Here is a 17,248-nt window from a genome sequence, read left to right on the forward strand (position 1 = left end):
GCCTGTTTATGTTTTTTTGTTTCTATATGATGAAATGGTTGTTTTCAATGATGCATATGAACCAATAGCTGCGTAACCATAGAATCCGCCCATAAATACTCCAGCTATGAGGCTGTGTCGATGGCTTATGCAAACAGATATGATTAAGCCTAGTGCGATCGCAATTGATGGGACATACTTTTTGGGAACCTTGAGAAAAATTTTAATTATCTGTGTGACGATCAAAATAATTGGCACTGCTATAACAGCATCCCAAAAGTTTGTATGAATGATTGGAAAATCCAAAAAAGACACCACCTTTTTCATCAGTATTTCTTGATTTGCTGAAAAGTATTTAACCCGAGCAGCAGAAAAACTTACGGATCGCATAAATGAGGCAGTATATCAGCTTCAAGAAACATCACAAGCGCTCTCAGTCATGATGTTGTTGTTTAGCTTAGAAATAAGTTTTGAATTATCTTTTTGCAGCCGTTTCATTAGCGGTATTTTTTATGCGCTTGAAATTCTTGATTAAAGAATAGTTGAAAGGATTTATTCACCAATTCCTTTCCGTATAGTGGTAAACTCTTAGTTGGTCATTACTTTTGTCATACATTTTTCGGGAAGCGAGGTATTGCATATGATCGGTTCAATACTTGGAGAAACGCTGGCTTTAGATATCATGAAAGTTGATTTATCGATGAAGAAAGAATTTTTGACAGAGCTGAAAGCTTGCCGTAAAGAGTTAGAAAAAGACAAAACGGAGTTCTCTGATTCTAAAAAGACGATCACCGAACCACAGTTGTCGTCTCATTCGTGGCAAGGCAGTCTTGCTGACTCCTTTAACCGTATTCGAGGCCTGATGAAGACTGCCTACAATGACATCAGCGGAAAACAGCTTTCTGATCTTTTAAGCAAAATCGATGAACGAATCAAATCTTTAGAAGAGGATATTCACTCGCTCAGCCAGGAAGTTCGTTCTTTAGAGAAAAAGATTGAGAACGCGAAGCGCGAAGCAAGGAGTAAATGAAAAATGGGTCAAGAAATAAAAGTAAATACTGGGGAAGTCAAACAAGAGCTTTCTAATTTGAAGCATTCCAGCCATTCAATGAAAGCATCGGTTCCGACAGATATCAAGGGCCAGAATCAGCTTGATGCGACGAAGAAGATAGAGGAATTGAATCGGGCGATTCATAAGATCGCTTCTTCCTATGCCTCTGCCTTCTCAAAACAAGCCGCCCAAACGGAATCAGCAGTCGAAGGAATGCAGGGCACCGACAAACAGCTGGCTTCTTCGATGAAAACAAAATAGAGGAGAATGCCATGAAGACTCTTGATGTTCAGGCGTTGCACAAAGCCATTGATCAAACGTTGGAAGAGCAGAAGAAATTGAAAAGCAGATGAGGTGAATAATTTTATGACATTCTCAAAAGTAAGTAAATTTATTGAAGAGAATAAACATGAGGCAATATTTACTGGAGGCACGAATGAAAATAATATAAAGTGGATCGAAGAAACACTTCAAGTTGAATTCCCGGAGAGTTATAAATGGTTTTTAAAAAACTATGGCTCAGGTGGAATTTTCGGCGTGGAGATACTTGGATATGACCTTGAGGGTGCCTATGTTGTAGAGCAAACTGAGGACTATAGGAAATATTATAATTTACCTGATGGGATAGTTGTAATAGAGTATGTTGACGAGTTCTCCTATTGCCTCGATACAAATAAAATGGAAGACGGAGAGTGTCCTGTAATTGTATGGGCTAATGACGGAGGTTACGGAAATGTTGTTGCACATAATTTTCTAGAGTTTTTCATGAAAGACCTTAAGGAGTCTAAAGAAAACTGGGAAGAAGACGAAGAGTGGGACGATGAAGAATAATTTAATATATTCAAGCACTTATCTCAGATCGAGTGCTTGTTTTATGTTCAGGGGATAAAACTAGAGAAAAGAAAAACGAACGTGAATATTAAGTCAAAGACGAAGAGGCTGCGGACACTGATCTTTTGCACATGTTGTGCAGCTGATTGGCGGCCGCTTTTTAATGCCGGGGACACACCTTTCCATAATCAAATGATGTATCGAATGAAGATGAAGATCGTCAGGGTTACTGGTGAAGCGGCTGAGTCTATGCAGTATGTAAGATTTAGTAGCCTTTCAATGCCTTCTTCTTTTCTTTTTTTAAATTATGTGTCATAGTACCGATATAATGATTAAGTAGAATTGAAAGAGTGATGTCCATTGTTATCTTTAGGAAATATTATAACAATAGAATTTGAAAACGAAATTCAAGAATATGTCCTTGCGAAAAGCAAAGTACTATCTATTGAAGACAATGTTTTAAGAGTGCATTATCCTGTTGATGAAGAAACGGGGAGAACTGTTATTATTCCAACAAATACAGCGGTAACAGTTCATTTTATAAATGAGCAACAAGTCCCATATAAATTTAATAGTGTAATAAAAGGCCGGGAAATTTATCAGGATATACCTGTACTAAATATGTATTTACCTGAAGAAGTTCAAATGAAAAAAGTTCAAAGACGGCAATTTTTTAGAGTCAATACAACGCTTCCCGTCACTGTTCGCCCATATGGATCTGGCTCAATGTTTAAAACATATACAGCAAATATCAGTGCTGGAGGCGCTGCGTTAATCATTGAAGAAACGCAAAAACACGAACCGGAAGAAGATTTGAAGCTAAGTATCCATCTGCCAAATGAGGGACATGATGAAGATGTGATTGACGTCCATGCTCAAGTTAAACGCACTTACATTGATCGCAGAACAAACAAACAGCTCATGACAGTTGAATTTATCAAGATGAATGAACATGATGAGCAAACCCTTGTACATTATTGCATAAAATTGCAATTGACAGAAAGAAGGAAATTGAAAACTGAATGAATGGAAGTTTAGGAATACAGTGATCTGCCTGATATCCCTCAATTAATTCAGAAGAGATGTTTCGTCCCCGCCATATACATTTATGGAAATCTGTTGGCAAGTTGGCGTCCAACTCTGCCAACAGAAGTCATCAACTGCACTGAAGTGTAGTGAGCCTTCATATGTAACAGATATTCTGCATGAAAACGGCAGATCGACAAGCAACATCGTCGGTGAAGCAGTGGAATCCTAGGCTGCGCCGGCCGATTTCAAGGTCAAAAAAGAAGCTTGAGTTCTCGTCGCATAAGCTTGGAATGCGTTATCAAAAAAGGTGACATAACCGGGATTCAATGGTCGCGACCGCTGAACCAACGAAAAAAAAGAGAAGCCTTTTTTCTTCTGCTAATGAAGAAAAAGGGCTTTTTAATTTGCTGAAAAACTTCTTTTTTGAAGCAAAGCACCAAACACCAGTAGAAAAAGGCGGTCGTAAGATTTCTGTGAGCTCTCGTCTGGCAGAATCGAATACGAATTGAAAAAAGGTTGAGAAATTGCTTGATGACAAATTAAAACCGATCAAGACTTAGTTAAAAAAGGCCGTTTGGGATGGCTTATTTTAAAAGGAAGATTACGATGAGAAACCCGGAGATTATCAAAAAGGCAGAAATAACGTTTGCTATTCTTAAAAGCGGTGGACTGGTGATTCCAGCTTAAGTATCAACGTGATGATGGCCGTGTCATTCGGATGGACCATGATGCCCAGAAATCCTGAGAAGAACGGTTTCTGGACTGCGTACCATAAGAGCTGGTGTGAAGGAAATTGAAACCTAACATTATTTAATTCGTATCTATAGTAATTTGAACATTATAGGGAGTGTTAAATTGAAGATTGCACTATTGATTATTGCAGGTATAATAATTTCTCTTGGTTTAGTAATAGCAATCGGTATTCTTATGTTTCGGAGGGAAATAAAAAAGTTAAATCCAGAGTATATTGTACAGTTTGTTAAAGCAAAATCAGGAAGCGGGAATGTCTCATTATCCATAAAACACAACGATGAGAATTGGGTTGATGTTAACGTAAACGAACAACTCCCTCTGGCAAGTACTGTGAAAATCATCTTAGCCATTGAATATGCACAACAAGCAGCAGCAGGAAAAATCGATCCGCAAAAAGAAGTAAGATTAAAGGAATTAGAGAATTTCTATATCCCAAAAACAGACGGCGGTGCGCATGAGGCTTGGATTATTCAATTGAAAAAAGACAAAGAGATAGATCGTGTTCCATTATGTGAGGTAGTCAACGGGATGATTGCTTACAGTTCTAATGCAAATACTGAATACTTAATTGAGGTGCTGGGGCTTCAAAACATCAATCATGTTCCAAAGAGCTTAGATATGTTAAAGCATGAGCCTATGTATCCCATTGTAAGTGCACTTTATATACCTGCCCAACTGATGAATGAAAAGAACTTATCGAAAAAAGAAGTCCTAGAAGTAATGAAAAACATGGATATGCATGAATACCGTAATAAAGCGATTGAAATTCATAATAGATGGCTGAGCCAACCACTAACTGATCAAGAAAAAAAACAATTAAGAAAAACTTTGGACAATGATTTTCAAAAAATTTGGTCCGACCGTTTGCCCCGATCAACGACTAGAGATTATGTATCTATTATGAAAAAGCTAAATAGCAAAGTATATTTTAGTGAAAGTGTATATCAATATCTTGATCCAGTAATGGAACAAATAATGAGAAATCCAAACAATTGTGAATGGCTTGTTCATGCGGGACAAAAGGGAGGATCTACCGCGTTTATTCTTACAATTGCAATGTATGCGACAGATAAAGATGGAAACCAGACAGATATTGCATTTTTTGCAAATGATTTAACTCCAGTCGAGAAAGCAAAACTTTCTCGAAATATGAATGGGTTCCTGCTGAAATTTTTAAAAGACTCTAAATTCCGCGCCCATATCAAAAAAGAATTATCTATTTTAGATTTGCCTGGTTCACTTTCATGACTATCCCCCATCGGAAACCACGCTCGCGATCTTTGCCGTATTTTGCCAAAATATAATTTCAATTCTTGGTTTCTCGAAATCAATAATCTTAGCTGTTTACTCTCATCTTAATAGAGACACGCAGCGTAAAGAGTTTATCAATGTTGAAGTGCTTCCCGCAGTTTAGTAGCATTTTGAATATTGTTTTGTCTAATAAAGCAATACCAATCATTAAGCATTTTACCGACTTTCTCAAACGCAACTTTAGCTTCCAATGCCCCAGCATCCTTTCATATAGTTGTTTTTAAATATTCAAAAAATTAATGTCTGGTCTTTTCCTTTTTCTGCATATGATTCATTTTACATAAAGGATCATTTTTTGACAATGATTTTCCTTTTTTGGCATTTGAAAATAACAAGTTGAACGTGTCAGGGGTCTAAGACCTACTCAATAAGATTCGTTTTCATGGATTGACAGGATTTATTCACCAATTCTTTTCTATAAAGTGGTAAAATATTTCGTGGTATGTCACTTTAGTATTAGAGGAGAATGCTATGAAAACTCTTGACGTTCAGGCGTTGCACAAAGCCATTGATCAAACGCTGGAACAATTAAAACATCAATCTGATGAATTCGCCAAAGTCAAAAAAGCCGTAGAGGGTATTACATCACTTGATGATGCTTTAAAAGGAAAAGGCGGAGACGCGATCCGCGCCTTTTACGAGGAGTGCCACACTCCTTTTTTGCGGTTCTATGATACTTTCATAGTGGAATATCGTTCCACGCTGAAGAAATTGAAAAGCGCGCTGAATTCCCTAGAACCAAACCACAACGGATTTATTGCACAGTCCTTTCTCGAACACGAGCTGGAACAAGGGGTGAATGCGGCCGACCGCACAACGAAGCGTTTGGTATCTAAAACAAATGCCTCGATCGCAAAAGTCAGCCACATCGTCGATTTGCCTGATTTGAATGACAGCGATTTTCACGAACAGAACAGGAAAGCATTAAAGGAAATCAATCAGACAATTGAAAAGCTGCACACTTTTGACCGCGAACAGACAAGCGCTCTTAAAACTGCTGAACAAGACCTTGAAACGATGCAAAAATACATCACAGAGCTTGAGAAAATGTACACAGGCCCCAAAATCGAGATCACAAGCTATAAAAAAGGCTCAATTTTAAAACCGGATGAGAATACAAACATTAACGGTCCGGTCGGCGGTTTAAAGGGAGAGTTAGAAAATGCTGAGCCTTCGCCGATGGAAATCATGCTAAAAAAATTGTCCGATCAAGAAGAATCTGAAGTCGATTCACTTACCAAAGCAGATCATTTTAAAAAGATTGATACAGGTATTCGCATCATCAAAGGCAAAGTATATAATATGAAGGGATACAAAAAGCTCGGTTCTGTCGATGTCACCGATGAAATCGGTACAGGCAAGGACTTCGTCGGCGGTTCGTACATGCTTTATTCAAACGGTCAAATTGTCCGAAAATACATATCCGGCGGTGAAGTGAAATACGAACTTGTCAGTCGTATACCGGAAAGCAGAGTGAAGAAAAGCGACATTGAAAAAGCTCTTGATTGGGCTAAAGACACAGTTGGAGAATTGTCCGGTGGTTATGATGGTTATAGAGCGATAACAGGTGTTGACCCTGTGACTGGTGAAAAACTATCCGTCACTGACCGTATCCTGTCCGGTGTTTCTGTCATACCCGCTACTAAAGTAGTCAAGGTAGGAAAATATGTTTTCAAAGCGAATAAAGGTGCGAAGACGGCGAAAAGGGTTTCGACCAGTACTGCTAAAAGGCCAGGGGGATATCTCAAGGAAGATGTTGATGAACATGGCTATTTAAGCCCAGGGGTTAATCGTGCACCAGGGAACAAAAATATTGGTTCTGATAATCGAGTACAGTCTCACCACCCAATACAAAATGAGTGGGCGAAAAGATGGGCTAAAGAAGGTGGATTTGATTATAACGAAAAGAAAGCATCCGCAATACTTCTCCCGTCAAGCTCGGGGCTTTCACACGCAAAAATCTCTTCTATGCAAAGAAAGCGAAGAAAAATCGAGGGATTTAATACTGACATACGTTATGAATTTAATGTGAGTTATAGGGAAATGATTGAAGCAGGTGTTGATCAAAAAGCTACCCGAAAAGCAATGAAGGATGCATATAAATATTTCGATGGTTTGGGAGGTTTTGTAAAGTGATTGATTTATCAATGGTTTCAGATTTGATAAAAAATACTCCAGCAAGTGAAAGTGAAATTCAAGAGTCAGAAGATATTCTACAAGCTAAATTACCAAATGTATATAAGGATTTATTAAGAAATACAAATGGTTTTTCAATTGGTGGTGAGGTGGCTATTTATGGTACAGAAGATATTGTGGAAAGAAACGAGACATGGGAAGTAGATGAATATGCAAGAGGATATGTTGCTATTGGAGATGATGGCGGAGGTAATGTTTTCTTAATGCTTCAAAATGAAAAGGAAACAGAAGTATTGATTGTTGACTCTGGAGACATGGATCCAAGCCATGCTACTGTAATCACTTCAGATTTTATTGAATGGGTGAATAGCGGTTGTATTATAAGGGAATCGGAACAGAAAACAATAAGTGAGCCACCTGATACATGCAATATAGTGTTAGCGAAGCCTCTTGATGGAGGATTGAAAGATTTAATAAAAATAAAGAATATATTAGGTATTGAGATTTCAACAGCGGACCTACTAAAGGGTTCAAAAAATCCCCCTTATTTATTAATGGAGAGATTCCCATATGGAAAGGCAAAGAAACTAATTGAAAAATTAGGACCCATTGGTACGGTGCTGAGTTTAGAGCCGATTGTCAAAGATAATTAATATTGGAAAATTAAAGAGAAATACTGCTGAAATCACCAAAACCTTGATTGGCTATTGCCTTTCAAGGTTTTTTTATGTTCCAGTCCGAGAAAAATCCGACAAAAAGGGGGATAAAATGGGGACTTTTTCTATTCCATTTTGTCATACGATAGAGACAAGAAAACGAACGTATACCTGAGTCCAAGAAGGAGAGCCTGCGGACACTGATTTTTTGCACACGGATATTGTGCAGCTGATTGGTGGCCGCTTTTTTATTGGCCGAAATGGGAGACGCTCCTTTCCCTTATCAAGTGTGAACTCGGATGTATCGTATGATAATGAAGGTCGTCAGCTTCACAGGAGGAGCGGCTGAAGTCTATGCAGGATTGCGCGCCTTCAGTTACGGTGTTTGTCGGTGTTGAAAAGGACGCCGCCCCAAAGCCGGAAAGAGAGCCTGTCAGTGCTGCTGCCACGGTTAGAACAGACATTGTTTTTTTTTCATGCTGATCCCTCTTTTTCATCTACCCTCTCGTTTCCCGGTGAGGATGCAATAAAACATGTGAGTGTGCTTTGTATGTTTTATTGATCCCTTGCAAGGGAAGAGAAATGGGTAATTCGGTATATACACAAGCAAGAAAGGGGAATGGAGATGGCTGACAATAAAAAAATCACAATAAACGGCGTTGAAATGGAAGCGTCCGAGGAACAGACGGTGCTGCAGCTTTTGAATAACAGCTCGATTGAAGTGCCGCAAGTTTGCTATCATCCTAGCTTAGGGCCGATTGAAACATGCGATACGTGCATCGTCAGCATCAATGGCGAGCTGAAGAGGTCGTGCTCCGCTGAATTAAAGGATGGCGACGTCATTGATACGCTTTCGTCTGATGTGAAAAAAGCGCAGGTTATCGGGATGGACAAGATTTTATATAATCATGAGCTTTATTGTACAGTTTGCGATTACAACAATGGGGGATGTGAAATACATAATACGGTGAAAGAAATGAAAGTCAATCACCAAAGCATCCCGTTTGATCAGAAGCCTTACCATAAGGATGAATCAAATCCGTTTTACCGGTACGATCCGGATCAATGTATTTTGTGCGGACGCTGTGTCGAAGCGTGTCAGGATGTTCAGGTAACTGAAACACTGACCATAGACTGGGAGCGGAAACGCCCGCGCGTCATTTGGGATAATGATGTGCCGATCAATGAGTCATCTTGTGTATCATGCGGACACTGTTCTACCGTCTGTCCATGTAATGCGATGATGGAAAAAGGAATGGAGGGGGAAGCCGGATATTTAACAGGAATCGATGACGAAACGCTGCGTCCGATGATCGAGATCACAAAAGGCGTAGAAACAGGGTACGGCTCGATTCTCGCCATTTCCGATATGGAATCTGCCATGCGTGATGAACGAATCAAAAAAACGAAAACCGTCTGCACATACTGCGGCGTCGGCTGCAGCTTTGATGTCTGGACAAAGGGCAGAGACATTCTGAAAGTCGAGCCGCAGGAGGAAGCGCCGGCCAACGGCATTTCTACTTGTGTAAAAGGAAAGTTCGGCTGGGATTTCGTCAACAGCGAGGAACGCCTGACAAAGCCGCTGATCCGAGAAGGCGACCATTTCCGCGAAGCTGAATGGGAAGAGGCGTTATCGCTGATCGCCAGTAAGTTCACGGATTTAAAAGAGGAGTTTGGCCCGGATTCGCTTTCCTTTATTACATCTTCTAAATGTACAAACGAAGAATCCTACCTCATGCAAAAGCTGGCCAGAGGGATCATCGGCACAAATAATGTCGACAACTGTTCGCGCTATTGCCAATCTCCTGCGACTGCCGGCCTGTTCCGGACAGTCGGCTATGGCGGTGACTCAGGGTCGATTACAGATATCGCGGAAGCGGACCTTGTGTTGATTATCGGTTCGAACACGTCTGAATCGCATCCGGTCTTGTCCACTCGCATTAAACGGGCTCATAAGCTGAGGGGACAGAAAGTGATCGTAGCGGATATCAGAAAACACGAAATGGCAGAGCGCTCTGATTTATTTGTCCAGCCGCGTGCCGGATCAGATATCGTCTGGCTGAATGCCATCGCCAAATATTTAATTGAAAACGGCAAGGCAGATGAACGCTTTTTGCAGGAAAGAGTGAACGGACGGGACGAATATGTGAAAAGCCTAACGCCGTATACCCTTGAATATGCCGAGGAGAAAACCGGAATTGATCAAGAAACCCTCATCCAAATGGCGGAGATGATTGGTCAGGCTGACAGTGTGTGCGCATTGTGGGCAATGGGCGTGACACAGCATATTGGCGGAAGCGACACGAGCACGGCAATTTCTAATCTGCTGCTGGTGACAGGAAACTACGGTAAACCGGGAGCAGGCTCTTACCCATTGCGCGGCCATAACAACGTGCAGGGGGCAAGTGATTTCGGAAGCATGCCTGACAGAATGCCGGGGTATGAAAAAGTGACGGACGAACAAGTCCGCCAAAAATACGAGCGGGCGTGGGGTGTGCCGCTGCCGAAGGATCCGGGCATGACCAACCACGAAATGATCGAAAAAATCCATTCCGGCCAGCTGAAAGCGATGTATGTAAAAGGTGAAGAAATGGGTCTGGTCGATTCCAATATCAATCATGTACACGCCGCATATGAAAAGCTTGATTTCTTTGTGGTGCAGGACATTTTCTTTTCACGAACAGCCGAGTTTGCTGATGTTGTTCTTCCTGCGAGCCCGAGCCTCGAAAAAGAAGGAACCTTTACAAACACAGAACGCCGTATTCAGCGGCTGTATCAGGTGTTTGAACCGCTGGGCGAATCAAAGCCTGATTGGCAGATTATTATGGAGGTAGCCAATAAGCTTGGCGCCGGCTGGCACTATGAGCACCCTGGAGAGATTATGGAGGAAGCAGCCATGCTGTCGCCGATTTATGCCGGCGTCACCTATGAACGCCTTGAAGGCTATAATTCCCTGCAATGGCCTGTAAGCGCTGATGGAAAGGATTCGCCTTTACTCTTTACAGAGCGCTTCCCTTTCCCGGACGGCAAGGCCAAACTCTACCCTGTTCAGTGGACAGAGCCTGAAGAGTTCGGTGAGGAATATGACATCCACGTCAACAATGGGCGGCTCTTAGAGCATTTCCACGAAGGGAACCTGACCTACAAATCAAAAGGGATTTCGAAAAAAACGCCGGAAGTGTTCTTAGAAATTTCTCCTGAACTGGCGTCAGAGCGGGGAATTCAGGACGGAACCCTTGTCAGACTCACATCGCCTTTCGGAAATGTCAAAGTGAAGTGCTTGATCACTGATCGTGTCAAAGGGAAGGAAGTGTATCTGCCAATGAACGATTCAGGGGAAGCAGCGATCAACCTGTTAACAGGCAGCCATGCTGATAAGGATACCGATACGCCTGCATACAAAGAAACATCGGCCAAATTGGAAATTTTGAAGCGCGATGGAACCAATCCGCTGCCTAAGATCAATCACCGCAACGGCAATCCGCAGCCGCAAATCGGTGTGCAGGTACAAAAGAAATGGGCGCGGAACGATTATATTTTCCCTGGCGACGCTGTGAAAAGGGGGATTGGGCATAATGGCTAAAGCGATTAAACGAATTCAGAAAATCGAGATAACCGAAGAGGATCAGAGAAAGCGTGATATGAAAGAAATAGAAGATGCATTAGTCGAAAATAAGGAAGCCATTCTTGAAACGCTGCATATGATTGGGCACATGAACGAGCGCGGTGTTTTGCCAATGCTCCGCGGCCTTTTTGGCCAAGGAGATAAAGTTCTGGACATCTTAGTGAAAAAGGCAGATACAGAGGAAACGGCCAACACGCTTAAAAATCTGCTTCTTCTGTTTGGGACGCTCGGCATGTTAGACGTGAAACAGCTGGAACCTCTCATTTTGAAAGTGAATGCGGGGGTGGCAAACGCGGTGGAACAAAAGGACAGCGAAGAGAAAACAGGTTATTTTGATGTCATCCGCTCACTCAAAGACCCGGAAATCAACAAAGCAGTTACACTGCTATTCTCCTTTTTAAAAGGAATGGGACAAGATACAGAGGAGCTGGAACGCACGACTCAGCCTCCGGAGCACCAAAAACATCATCAGGAACCCCGAGAGAAAAGAGGAATGAATAAGAGGGATTGACCCCGCCCGAGCCGGCTGTTGCCAGCTCGGGTTTTTGGTGAAAAGATCTCATGAACTAGTTAAAAATGATCAAATACGAGGCAGCCGGCTAATCAATATGAAATCGAAGCAAGAAGAACTCACTCAAAAAACAGGAAGATCTTGCGAGCGGGAGTGGTATGAAAAAGTGTTGGATGCAGGCAGCACATTTGCAGGAAACATCACCGGATATTATGATTACAAGAAAGCCACTGAGGGTGTTAATCCCGTTACAGGAGAAACATGTCTCCTTCACATCATGACTTCAAAAAATTCACCATTGTTCCATCTGGATCGGCAAATGCCGAAAATCTATTTAAGTTGTTGGAGGAATGATTCAGTATGTTAACAAGAGAAGATATCTTTAAGCATGTCAAAGAAAAATTCGGTACATCGCCAGATTACCCATTTCAAAAATTTCCAAACTATGCCGCTTTAAGACATGAATCTAACGAAAAATGGTATGGTCTTGTAATGAATGTTCTCCCAGAAAAGTTAGGCTTAGATGGAAATGACGAAATAGATATTCTGAATTTAAAATGCCCTCCCGAAATAAGCGGCAGTTTAAGAAATGGAAAGAGTATTTTACCTGGATATCATATGGATAAGGAAAATTGGATATCACTTGTTTTAGAACGTATAGATTCAGAAGAAGAAGTTTATAACTTAATTGAGCAAAGCTTTAATTTAACCAAGTAAATCATGAAATGATCGTTTCGCAAAAGGAACCAGAAAATGTTCAAACTTTTTTATAAAACCGAAACTTAAATTCGTTGGATAAGAATCCGTTTTGATCAATCTTTTTTTCAAAACGGGTTCTTTCTATAATATATGGGTTCTCATGATGTTTTTAATCAACTTTATTTTAAAGCAACAACAACACGGCCATTAACAAAAGAGGCAAACCCTTACGCACCAAGGGTTTGCCTCTTCTCATTTAAAACGTCCCAGGAGAGATTCGAACTCCCGACACACAGCTTAGGAGGCTGTTGCTCTATCCACCTGAGCTACTGGGACACAGAACAATATTATAGTGCAAAAATCAGAAAAAATAAAGAGGTTGCAGCGGTTTTTTTAAAAATTTCTTCGGGAAAACATACATCCGGCAGACTTTGCAGCCTGCTGAATGTATGTTTTGGCCTTAACCTTTCAGGTCAATATGATGTCCTGAAACGGGATGAGGCGCCTGAACCATGTCAACGAGCTGCTGTGCGCTTTGTTCGGCGGTGTCCAAAGCCGTCTTTGTCAGCGACATTTGCACGTTTTGATAAAGAGCGGCCTGACTCATGGCCATTGATAAAACAGCAATATCCAACATAACCACCTCCTTAACATGTGTATCGGTTAGAGAGGTGAGGACTTTACTCATATTTACTAATCTGAATATTCAATTTAATATAGTGGTAAACCGATCCCAGCGGCATCTTAAACACCATGAAAAAGAAGCCGTCTCTCACCGCCACTGACCGGTTCCTTGTTTGTCTTCGAATAAGAAGAGCTGTTTTGTATCTTCCGCGATTCTTCACTTCCTGAGCATTTGTCTAATGTCCTTTGTTGATTTCATTCTCGAAGAGGCTGATGATTCTATCATTCTGCTTGACAATCGTTCGCAACATGGCAACAATGTTTCCTGCAAATCCGATCAATATGATCATTAATATGATGATGATCCACATGGTAAACCACACCCTTTTGCACAAAATTTTCCTTTCGATTCAACATTACCACCTGGTCTTTCACAAAACAACTTTCCTTTTGAAACGGAGGCTGATTTTATGGATTGGCTTGAATTTGTTTCTGCGACGGTTCAATCATTGGCATGGCCAGCTACTTTGATGATGTGCGTTTTGCTGTTAAAGGAACCTTTGTCTGAACGGATGAAGGAATTGATCAAACTGAAATACAAGGACTTTGAATTGGAGTTTGACAAAAGGCTTCAGAAGCTCGTCTCCGTACGGGAAAAAAGGTTATCGGGACTGACATCTGTACGGTCAGCGCCGGCAGGGGAGAACATGATCGAAAGCGCTTGGTCTGATGTTCACAATGTTCTGCGGGAAACAGCCTCGACATTTGATCAAAATGCGATCCGCCTTGAAGGCGATGAATTGATTCAAATGCTGCATGACCACGGAATGATACAAGACGACGCGGCATCTGTGCTTTCAGAGCTTTCCGCTCTGCGTCGGGATGCATCGGACAGAGTGAGCATTACCGGAGCCCTGGCATACAAAACACTTTGCTTGGAGGAAGCGAAGCGTTTGCAATTATTAGCTGAACAACAAACTGCGATTAAATGAAAGGCGAAACGATTCATTTGATACTCTGACGCTTTACATCAGCGCCGGAGTTTTTTTGTATTTGAGCTAAAAATGAATTTTCTTTATCGAATAGACGATTTTACGGAGAGAGGCTGATTGCCGGTTTAAATATGATATCATGGTGGACAGGAAGAAGTTTATGATAAGAGAGGGTTTCATTTATATGCTAGAGAAAGCTGAAGCTTTATTGCAGCACTATTATGGCTATCCTTCACTGCGTCCGGGTCAGAAGAAAGCCATTCAATCGGTTGTTTCTGAAAAACGGGATACAGCATGCATTATGCCTACGGGCGGAGGGAAATCAATCTGCTACCAAATTCCTGCGCTCCTTATGGAGGGGACAACCATTGTGATCTCTCCTTTAATTTCCTTGATGAAGGACCAGGTGGATGCGTTAAATCAGCTTGGAATTCAAGCTGCGTACGTGAACAGTTCTTTAGGCCATGGCGAAATCGCTGAGCGGCTTTCCGTTTTAAAGGAAGGCGGCTACAAGCTGTTTTATGTCACACCTGAGCGGCTGACGTCTCCCGATTTTATTCGCGTGCTTTCCCGCATTCATATCCCGCTGACAGCGATTGATGAAGCTCACTGCATTTCACAGTGGGGCCACGATTTCAGGCCGAGCTACAGACATATTGAAAGCTTTTTAAATAGTCTCGGCACCCGTCCGGTCGTATTGGCATTGACGGCTACCGCAACGCCCGAGGTTCATGAGGATATTTGCACACAGCTCGGGATCGAAAAAGAGAGCACGGTTTTCACCGGTTTTTCACGGGATAATTTGACGTTTAAAATTTTAAAAGGCGAAAACAAGGATCGTTTTATCGAATCATATGTGGAGAAAAACCGCTCAGAGGCGGGAATTATTTATACAGCGACAAGAAAGGAAGCCGAAAGAATATCAAGCCGCCTGTCTCAAAAAGGAATTGCGGCCGGGTGCTATCACGGCGGGATGAATGATGAAGAAAGGGACCGGCAGCAGGATCTCTTTTTAAATGACGAGATCAGTGTGATGACAGCGACCTCAGCATTCGGAATGGGCATCGATAAATCCAATATCCGCTATGTGATTCATGCTCAAATTCCAAAGAACATGGAGAGCTATTATCAAGAAGCAGGACGAGCCGGACGCGACGGTCTTGACAGCGAGTGTGTCCTACTATTTTCTCCTCAGGACATCCGGCTTCAGCGGTTTTTAATCGAACAGTCGACAGAAGATGAAGACATTCGGGCGCAAGACGTGAAAAAGTTGAGGCAAATGGTTGATTTTTGCCATACTGAAGGCTGTCTTGAGCGGTTTATTCTTTCTTATTTTGGCGAAGTTTCGACTGAAGACTGCGGCAGGTGCAGCAGCTGTCTCGACACCCGAAGCATCACCGATGTGACGAAGGAAGCACAGATGGTACTGTCCTGCATCATCCGCATGGGAGAAAGGTTCGGAAAAACCATGGTGGCGCAAGTTCTGGCAGGTTCGAAAAATAAGAAAGTGACCGAAAACGGCTTCCAGCAATTATCGACTTACGGAATTTTAAAGAACCGGTCTATTGCCGACATCAGCGATTTTATAGAGTTTTTAATCGCAGATGAGTACATCCAGATGTCCGACGGAACATATCCCGTTCTCTTTGTCGCCAACAAGGGGCGAAACGTTTTGCTCGGCCGGGAAGCGGTGATGCGCAAAGAAAAAATGCAGACAAGTCAAATTGTTAAAGATGACGAATTGTTTGAACGGTTAAGAGCGCTGCGCAGAAAACTTGCCCAGGAACAAGGCGTGCCTCCTTTTGTCATATTCTCTGACGAAACGCTGCGGGAAATGAGCGGGAAAGTTCCCCTGACAGACGAAGAACTTTTGTCAGTCAAAGGAGTGGGAGAACAAAAAAGAGTAAAATACGGCGCTGTATTTCTACAGGAGCTTCAAGCCTATAAAACTGAGAAAGAAGCATAAAAACCCAAAAACATCATATGTAAAAAGTTTTTTTAGTAAATCTCCTATTGCAGATAAAAAAAGATTGGAACCCTTGATACACCTGAATTTATGCCGGTTTTTGGACGGCTGAAACTCCTCCTCGTAAAATAACTGTAATCAAAAACAAATTGTTTTGTTATTGATTTGACATTTTCATATGTTACGATTGCTCCTGTTAGCCGGACAATAAAAAGCTAACAAGGGAGGATTTACTTATGAAGAAGACGTTTATGTCCTTTGTTGCAGTTGCAGCACTATCTTCAACTGCATTCGGAGCGAGTGCCTCTGCAAAAGAAGTAACAGTCCAAAAAGGTGACACCCTTTGGGGAATCTCGCAAAAACAAGGGGTAAATCTGCAGGACTTAAAAGAATGGAATCAGCTTTCCTCAGACCTGATTATTCCAGGACAAAAGCTGAACGTTTCTGAAAAACAGACAGAAGAAAAGAAACAATATACCATTAAAAAGGGAGACACTCTCTGGAAAATCGCTCAACAATTCGGCGTTTCCGTGAACGACCTTAAAAATTGGAACAACATAAAATCAGATATCATTTACCCGAATACATCCATAACTGTTGACGGACAGGCGACGGTTCAAGCTGCTGCGGCGCAGCCTGCGGAAACAAAGCCTGCCGTACAAAAAGAAGCGAAAGTTGAGAAAGCTGCGCCTGCACCTAAGCAGGAAAAAGAAACGGCTTCCCGTTCAAACGAATCTCAAAGCTCTCAAAGCGCTGCAAAAGAACTGACGGTTACCGCAACGGCATACACTGCCAATGACGGCGGAATGACAGGCGTGACAGCTACGGGTTTTGATCTGAATGCCAATAAAAACGCCAAGATTATTGCGGTGGATCCAAACGTGATCCCGCTTGGATCCAAGGTGTATGTTGAAGGCTACGGAGAAGCGACTGCTGCCGACACCGGCGGTGCGATCAAAGGGAACAAAATCGACGTATTTGTTCCAAGCAAATCCGCGGCAAAAAACTGGGGCGTTAAAACGGTTAAAGTAAAAGTTTTAAAATAAGAAGTTTTACCATTGATGGACACTGACCATGGAGATGAT

At 41.9% G+C, this 17,248-nt stretch carries 18 protein-coding genes, 1 tRNA gene and 1 pseudogene; 14 read left to right on the plus strand and 6 right to left on the minus strand.

What is annotated here, in order from left to right; genetic code table 11:
• Window positions 1–6 precede the first annotated feature (6 nt).
• The gene (locus M1D90_RS10785; RefSeq protein ID WP_020451784.1) at window positions 7–285 is read right to left on the minus strand and encodes a hypothetical protein; all 279 of its coding nucleotides are present in this window, start codon (window positions 283–285) and stop codon (window positions 7–9) included.
• Window positions 286–619: 334 nt separating this feature from the next.
• Here M1D90_RS10785 and M1D90_RS10790 point away from each other — a divergent pair, with 334 nt between their 5' ends.
• The 5 genes from M1D90_RS10790 (at window position 620) to M1D90_RS10810 (ending at window position 4,891) form a co-directional block, all read left to right on the plus strand.
• Window positions 620–1,009 (plus strand): YwqH-like family protein, encoded by a 390-nt coding sequence (locus M1D90_RS10790; RefSeq protein ID WP_033155122.1) that lies wholly within the window; start codon window positions 620–622, stop codon window positions 1,007–1,009.
• A gap of 3 nt (window positions 1,010–1,012) precedes the next feature.
• Complete coding sequence (locus tag M1D90_RS10795; protein WP_025811309.1) at window positions 1,013–1,291, plus strand: YwqI/YxiC family protein; 279 nt, start codon at window positions 1,013–1,015, stop codon at window positions 1,289–1,291.
• 105 nt (window positions 1,292–1,396) lie between these two features.
• Window positions 1,397–1,861: an SMI1/KNR4 family protein gene (locus M1D90_RS10800; RefSeq protein WP_025811310.1), complete on the plus strand. Its 465-nt coding sequence runs from the start codon at window positions 1,397–1,399 to the stop codon at window positions 1,859–1,861.
• A gap of 360 nt (window positions 1,862–2,221) precedes the next feature.
• Complete coding sequence (locus M1D90_RS10805; RefSeq protein WP_025811311.1) at window positions 2,222–2,887, plus strand: flagellar brake protein; 666 nt, start codon at window positions 2,222–2,224, stop codon at window positions 2,885–2,887.
• Between the two features lie 858 nt (window positions 2,888–3,745).
• Window positions 3,746–4,891, plus strand: a complete 1,146-nt coding sequence (locus tag M1D90_RS10810; protein WP_145624836.1) for a serine hydrolase — start codon at window positions 3,746–3,748, stop codon at window positions 4,889–4,891.
• A 137-nt stretch (window positions 4,892–5,028) separates the two neighbouring features.
• On the opposite strand, the gene M1D90_RS10815 is transcribed toward M1D90_RS10810, so the two are convergent.
• Window positions 5,029–5,145 (minus strand): response regulator aspartate phosphatase, encoded by a 117-nt coding sequence (locus tag M1D90_RS10815; protein ID WP_023857323.1) that lies wholly within the window; start codon window positions 5,143–5,145, stop codon window positions 5,029–5,031.
• Between the two features lie 280 nt (window positions 5,146–5,425).
• Between M1D90_RS10815 and M1D90_RS10820 the strand changes: the two genes are divergently transcribed.
• Entirely contained in the window at window positions 5,426–7,090 is a 1,665-nt protein-coding gene (locus M1D90_RS10820; protein ID WP_145685474.1) for a T7SS effector LXG polymorphic toxin, read from the plus strand.
• Window positions 7,087–7,743, plus strand: coding sequence for an SMI1/KNR4 family protein (locus M1D90_RS10825; protein ID WP_025811315.1), 657 nt, complete (start codon window positions 7,087–7,089; stop codon window positions 7,741–7,743). Before M1D90_RS10820 ends, M1D90_RS10825 begins: the two co-directional genes overlap by 4 nt.
• Before the next feature lie 374 nt (window positions 7,744–8,117).
• On the opposite strand, the pseudogene M1D90_RS10830 reads toward M1D90_RS10825, so the two are convergent.
• A pseudogene (locus M1D90_RS10830) lies at window positions 8,118–8,243 on the minus strand (hypothetical protein); the annotation flags it as partial.
• Between the two features lie 128 nt (window positions 8,244–8,371).
• On the opposite strand from M1D90_RS10830, the gene fdhF reads away from it, so the two are divergent.
• The 4 genes from fdhF (at window position 8,372) to M1D90_RS10850 (ending at window position 12,599) form a co-directional block, all read left to right on the plus strand.
• On the plus strand, window positions 8,372–11,329 hold the full coding sequence (gene fdhF, locus M1D90_RS10835) for a formate dehydrogenase subunit alpha (protein ID WP_456283446.1): 2,958 nt from the start codon (window positions 8,372–8,374) through the stop codon (window positions 11,327–11,329).
• Window positions 11,322–11,882 carry a DUF1641 domain-containing protein gene (locus M1D90_RS10840; protein WP_023855691.1) on the plus strand — a complete coding sequence of 187 codons (561 nt, stop codon included), beginning with the start codon at window positions 11,322–11,324 and terminating at the stop codon, window positions 11,880–11,882. The genes fdhF and M1D90_RS10840 overlap by 8 nt, the downstream gene beginning before the upstream one ends.
• A 97-nt stretch (window positions 11,883–11,979) precedes the next feature.
• Window positions 11,980–12,249 (plus strand): pre-toxin TG domain-containing protein, encoded by a 270-nt coding sequence (locus M1D90_RS10845; RefSeq protein WP_145624563.1) that lies wholly within the window; start codon window positions 11,980–11,982, stop codon window positions 12,247–12,249.
• The gene (locus tag M1D90_RS10850; protein ID WP_023855693.1) at window positions 12,243–12,599 is read left to right on the plus strand and encodes an MmcQ/YjbR family DNA-binding protein; all 357 of its coding nucleotides are present in this window, start codon (window positions 12,243–12,245) and stop codon (window positions 12,597–12,599) included. The genes M1D90_RS10845 and M1D90_RS10850 overlap by 7 nt, the downstream gene beginning before the upstream one ends.
• A 244-nt stretch (window positions 12,600–12,843) precedes the next feature.
• On the opposite strand, the gene M1D90_RS10855 is transcribed toward M1D90_RS10850, so the two are convergent.
• The 3 genes from M1D90_RS10855 to M1D90_RS10865 all read right to left on the minus strand — a co-directional run bounded on the left by M1D90_RS10855 (window position 12,844) and on the right by M1D90_RS10865 (window position 13,576).
• Window positions 12,844–12,917, minus strand: a tRNA-Arg gene (locus tag M1D90_RS10855).
• Between the two features lie 124 nt (window positions 12,918–13,041).
• Window positions 13,042–13,218, minus strand: coding sequence for a YjfB family protein (locus M1D90_RS10860; protein WP_003182594.1), 177 nt, complete (start codon window positions 13,216–13,218; stop codon window positions 13,042–13,044).
• A 223-nt stretch (window positions 13,219–13,441) separates the two neighbouring features.
• The gene (locus M1D90_RS10865; protein ID WP_257878874.1) at window positions 13,442–13,576 is read right to left on the minus strand and encodes a hypothetical protein; all 135 of its coding nucleotides are present in this window, start codon (window positions 13,574–13,576) and stop codon (window positions 13,442–13,444) included.
• A gap of 99 nt (window positions 13,577–13,675) precedes the next feature.
• On the opposite strand from M1D90_RS10865, the gene M1D90_RS10870 reads away from it, so the two are divergent.
• The 3 genes from M1D90_RS10870 (at window position 13,676) to M1D90_RS10880 (ending at window position 17,209) form a co-directional block, all read left to right on the plus strand.
• On the plus strand, window positions 13,676–14,197 hold the full coding sequence (locus M1D90_RS10870) for a hypothetical protein (protein ID WP_144498575.1): 522 nt from the start codon (window positions 13,676–13,678) through the stop codon (window positions 14,195–14,197).
• A gap of 184 nt (window positions 14,198–14,381) precedes the next feature.
• Window positions 14,382–16,163, plus strand: a complete 1,782-nt coding sequence (gene recQ, locus M1D90_RS10875) for a DNA helicase RecQ (RefSeq protein ID WP_059230636.1) — start codon at window positions 14,382–14,384, stop codon at window positions 16,161–16,163.
• A 236-nt stretch (window positions 16,164–16,399) separates the two neighbouring features.
• Complete coding sequence (locus M1D90_RS10880) at window positions 16,400–17,209, plus strand: 3D domain-containing protein (protein ID WP_023855696.1); 810 nt, start codon at window positions 16,400–16,402, stop codon at window positions 17,207–17,209.
• Window positions 17,210–17,248: the final 39 nt, after the last annotated feature.

The organism is Bacillus sp. JZ34 (assembly GCF_053903205.1).

What these genes read in the sequence shown, in the direction of transcription:
- M1D90_RS10820 (WP_145685474.1), top strand. Translation starts at nt 5,426, where the DNA reads ATGAAAACTCTTGACGTTCAGGCGTTGCACAAAGCCATTGATCAAACG.
- M1D90_RS10860 (WP_003182594.1), bottom strand. Translation starts at nt 13,218, where the DNA reads ATGTTGGATATTGCTGTTTTATCAATGGCCATGAGTCAGGCCGCTCTT.
- M1D90_RS10865 (WP_257878874.1), bottom strand. Translation starts at nt 13,576, where the DNA reads ATGTGGATCATCATCATATTAATGATCATATTGATCGGATTTGCAGGA.
- M1D90_RS10795 (WP_025811309.1), top strand. Translation starts at nt 1,013, where the DNA reads ATGGGTCAAGAAATAAAAGTAAATACTGGGGAAGTCAAACAAGAGCTT.
- M1D90_RS10800 (WP_025811310.1), top strand. Translation starts at nt 1,397, where the DNA reads ATGACATTCTCAAAAGTAAGTAAATTTATTGAAGAGAATAAACATGAG.
- M1D90_RS10870 (WP_144498575.1), top strand. Translation starts at nt 13,676, where the DNA reads ATGGATTGGCTTGAATTTGTTTCTGCGACGGTTCAATCATTGGCATGG.
- M1D90_RS10845 (WP_145624563.1), top strand. Translation starts at nt 11,980, where the DNA reads ATGAAATCGAAGCAAGAAGAACTCACTCAAAAAACAGGAAGATCTTGC.
- M1D90_RS10850 (WP_023855693.1), top strand. Translation starts at nt 12,243, where the DNA reads ATGTTAACAAGAGAAGATATCTTTAAGCATGTCAAAGAAAAATTCGGT.
- M1D90_RS10840 (WP_023855691.1), top strand. Translation starts at nt 11,322, where the DNA reads ATGGCTAAAGCGATTAAACGAATTCAGAAAATCGAGATAACCGAAGAG.
- M1D90_RS10790 (WP_033155122.1), top strand. Translation starts at nt 620, where the DNA reads ATGATCGGTTCAATACTTGGAGAAACGCTGGCTTTAGATATCATGAAA.
- recQ (WP_059230636.1), top strand. Translation starts at nt 14,382, where the DNA reads ATGCTAGAGAAAGCTGAAGCTTTATTGCAGCACTATTATGGCTATCCT.
- M1D90_RS10880 (WP_023855696.1), top strand. Translation starts at nt 16,400, where the DNA reads ATGAAGAAGACGTTTATGTCCTTTGTTGCAGTTGCAGCACTATCTTCA.
- fdhF (WP_456283446.1), top strand. Translation starts at nt 8,372, where the DNA reads ATGGCTGACAATAAAAAAATCACAATAAACGGCGTTGAAATGGAAGCG.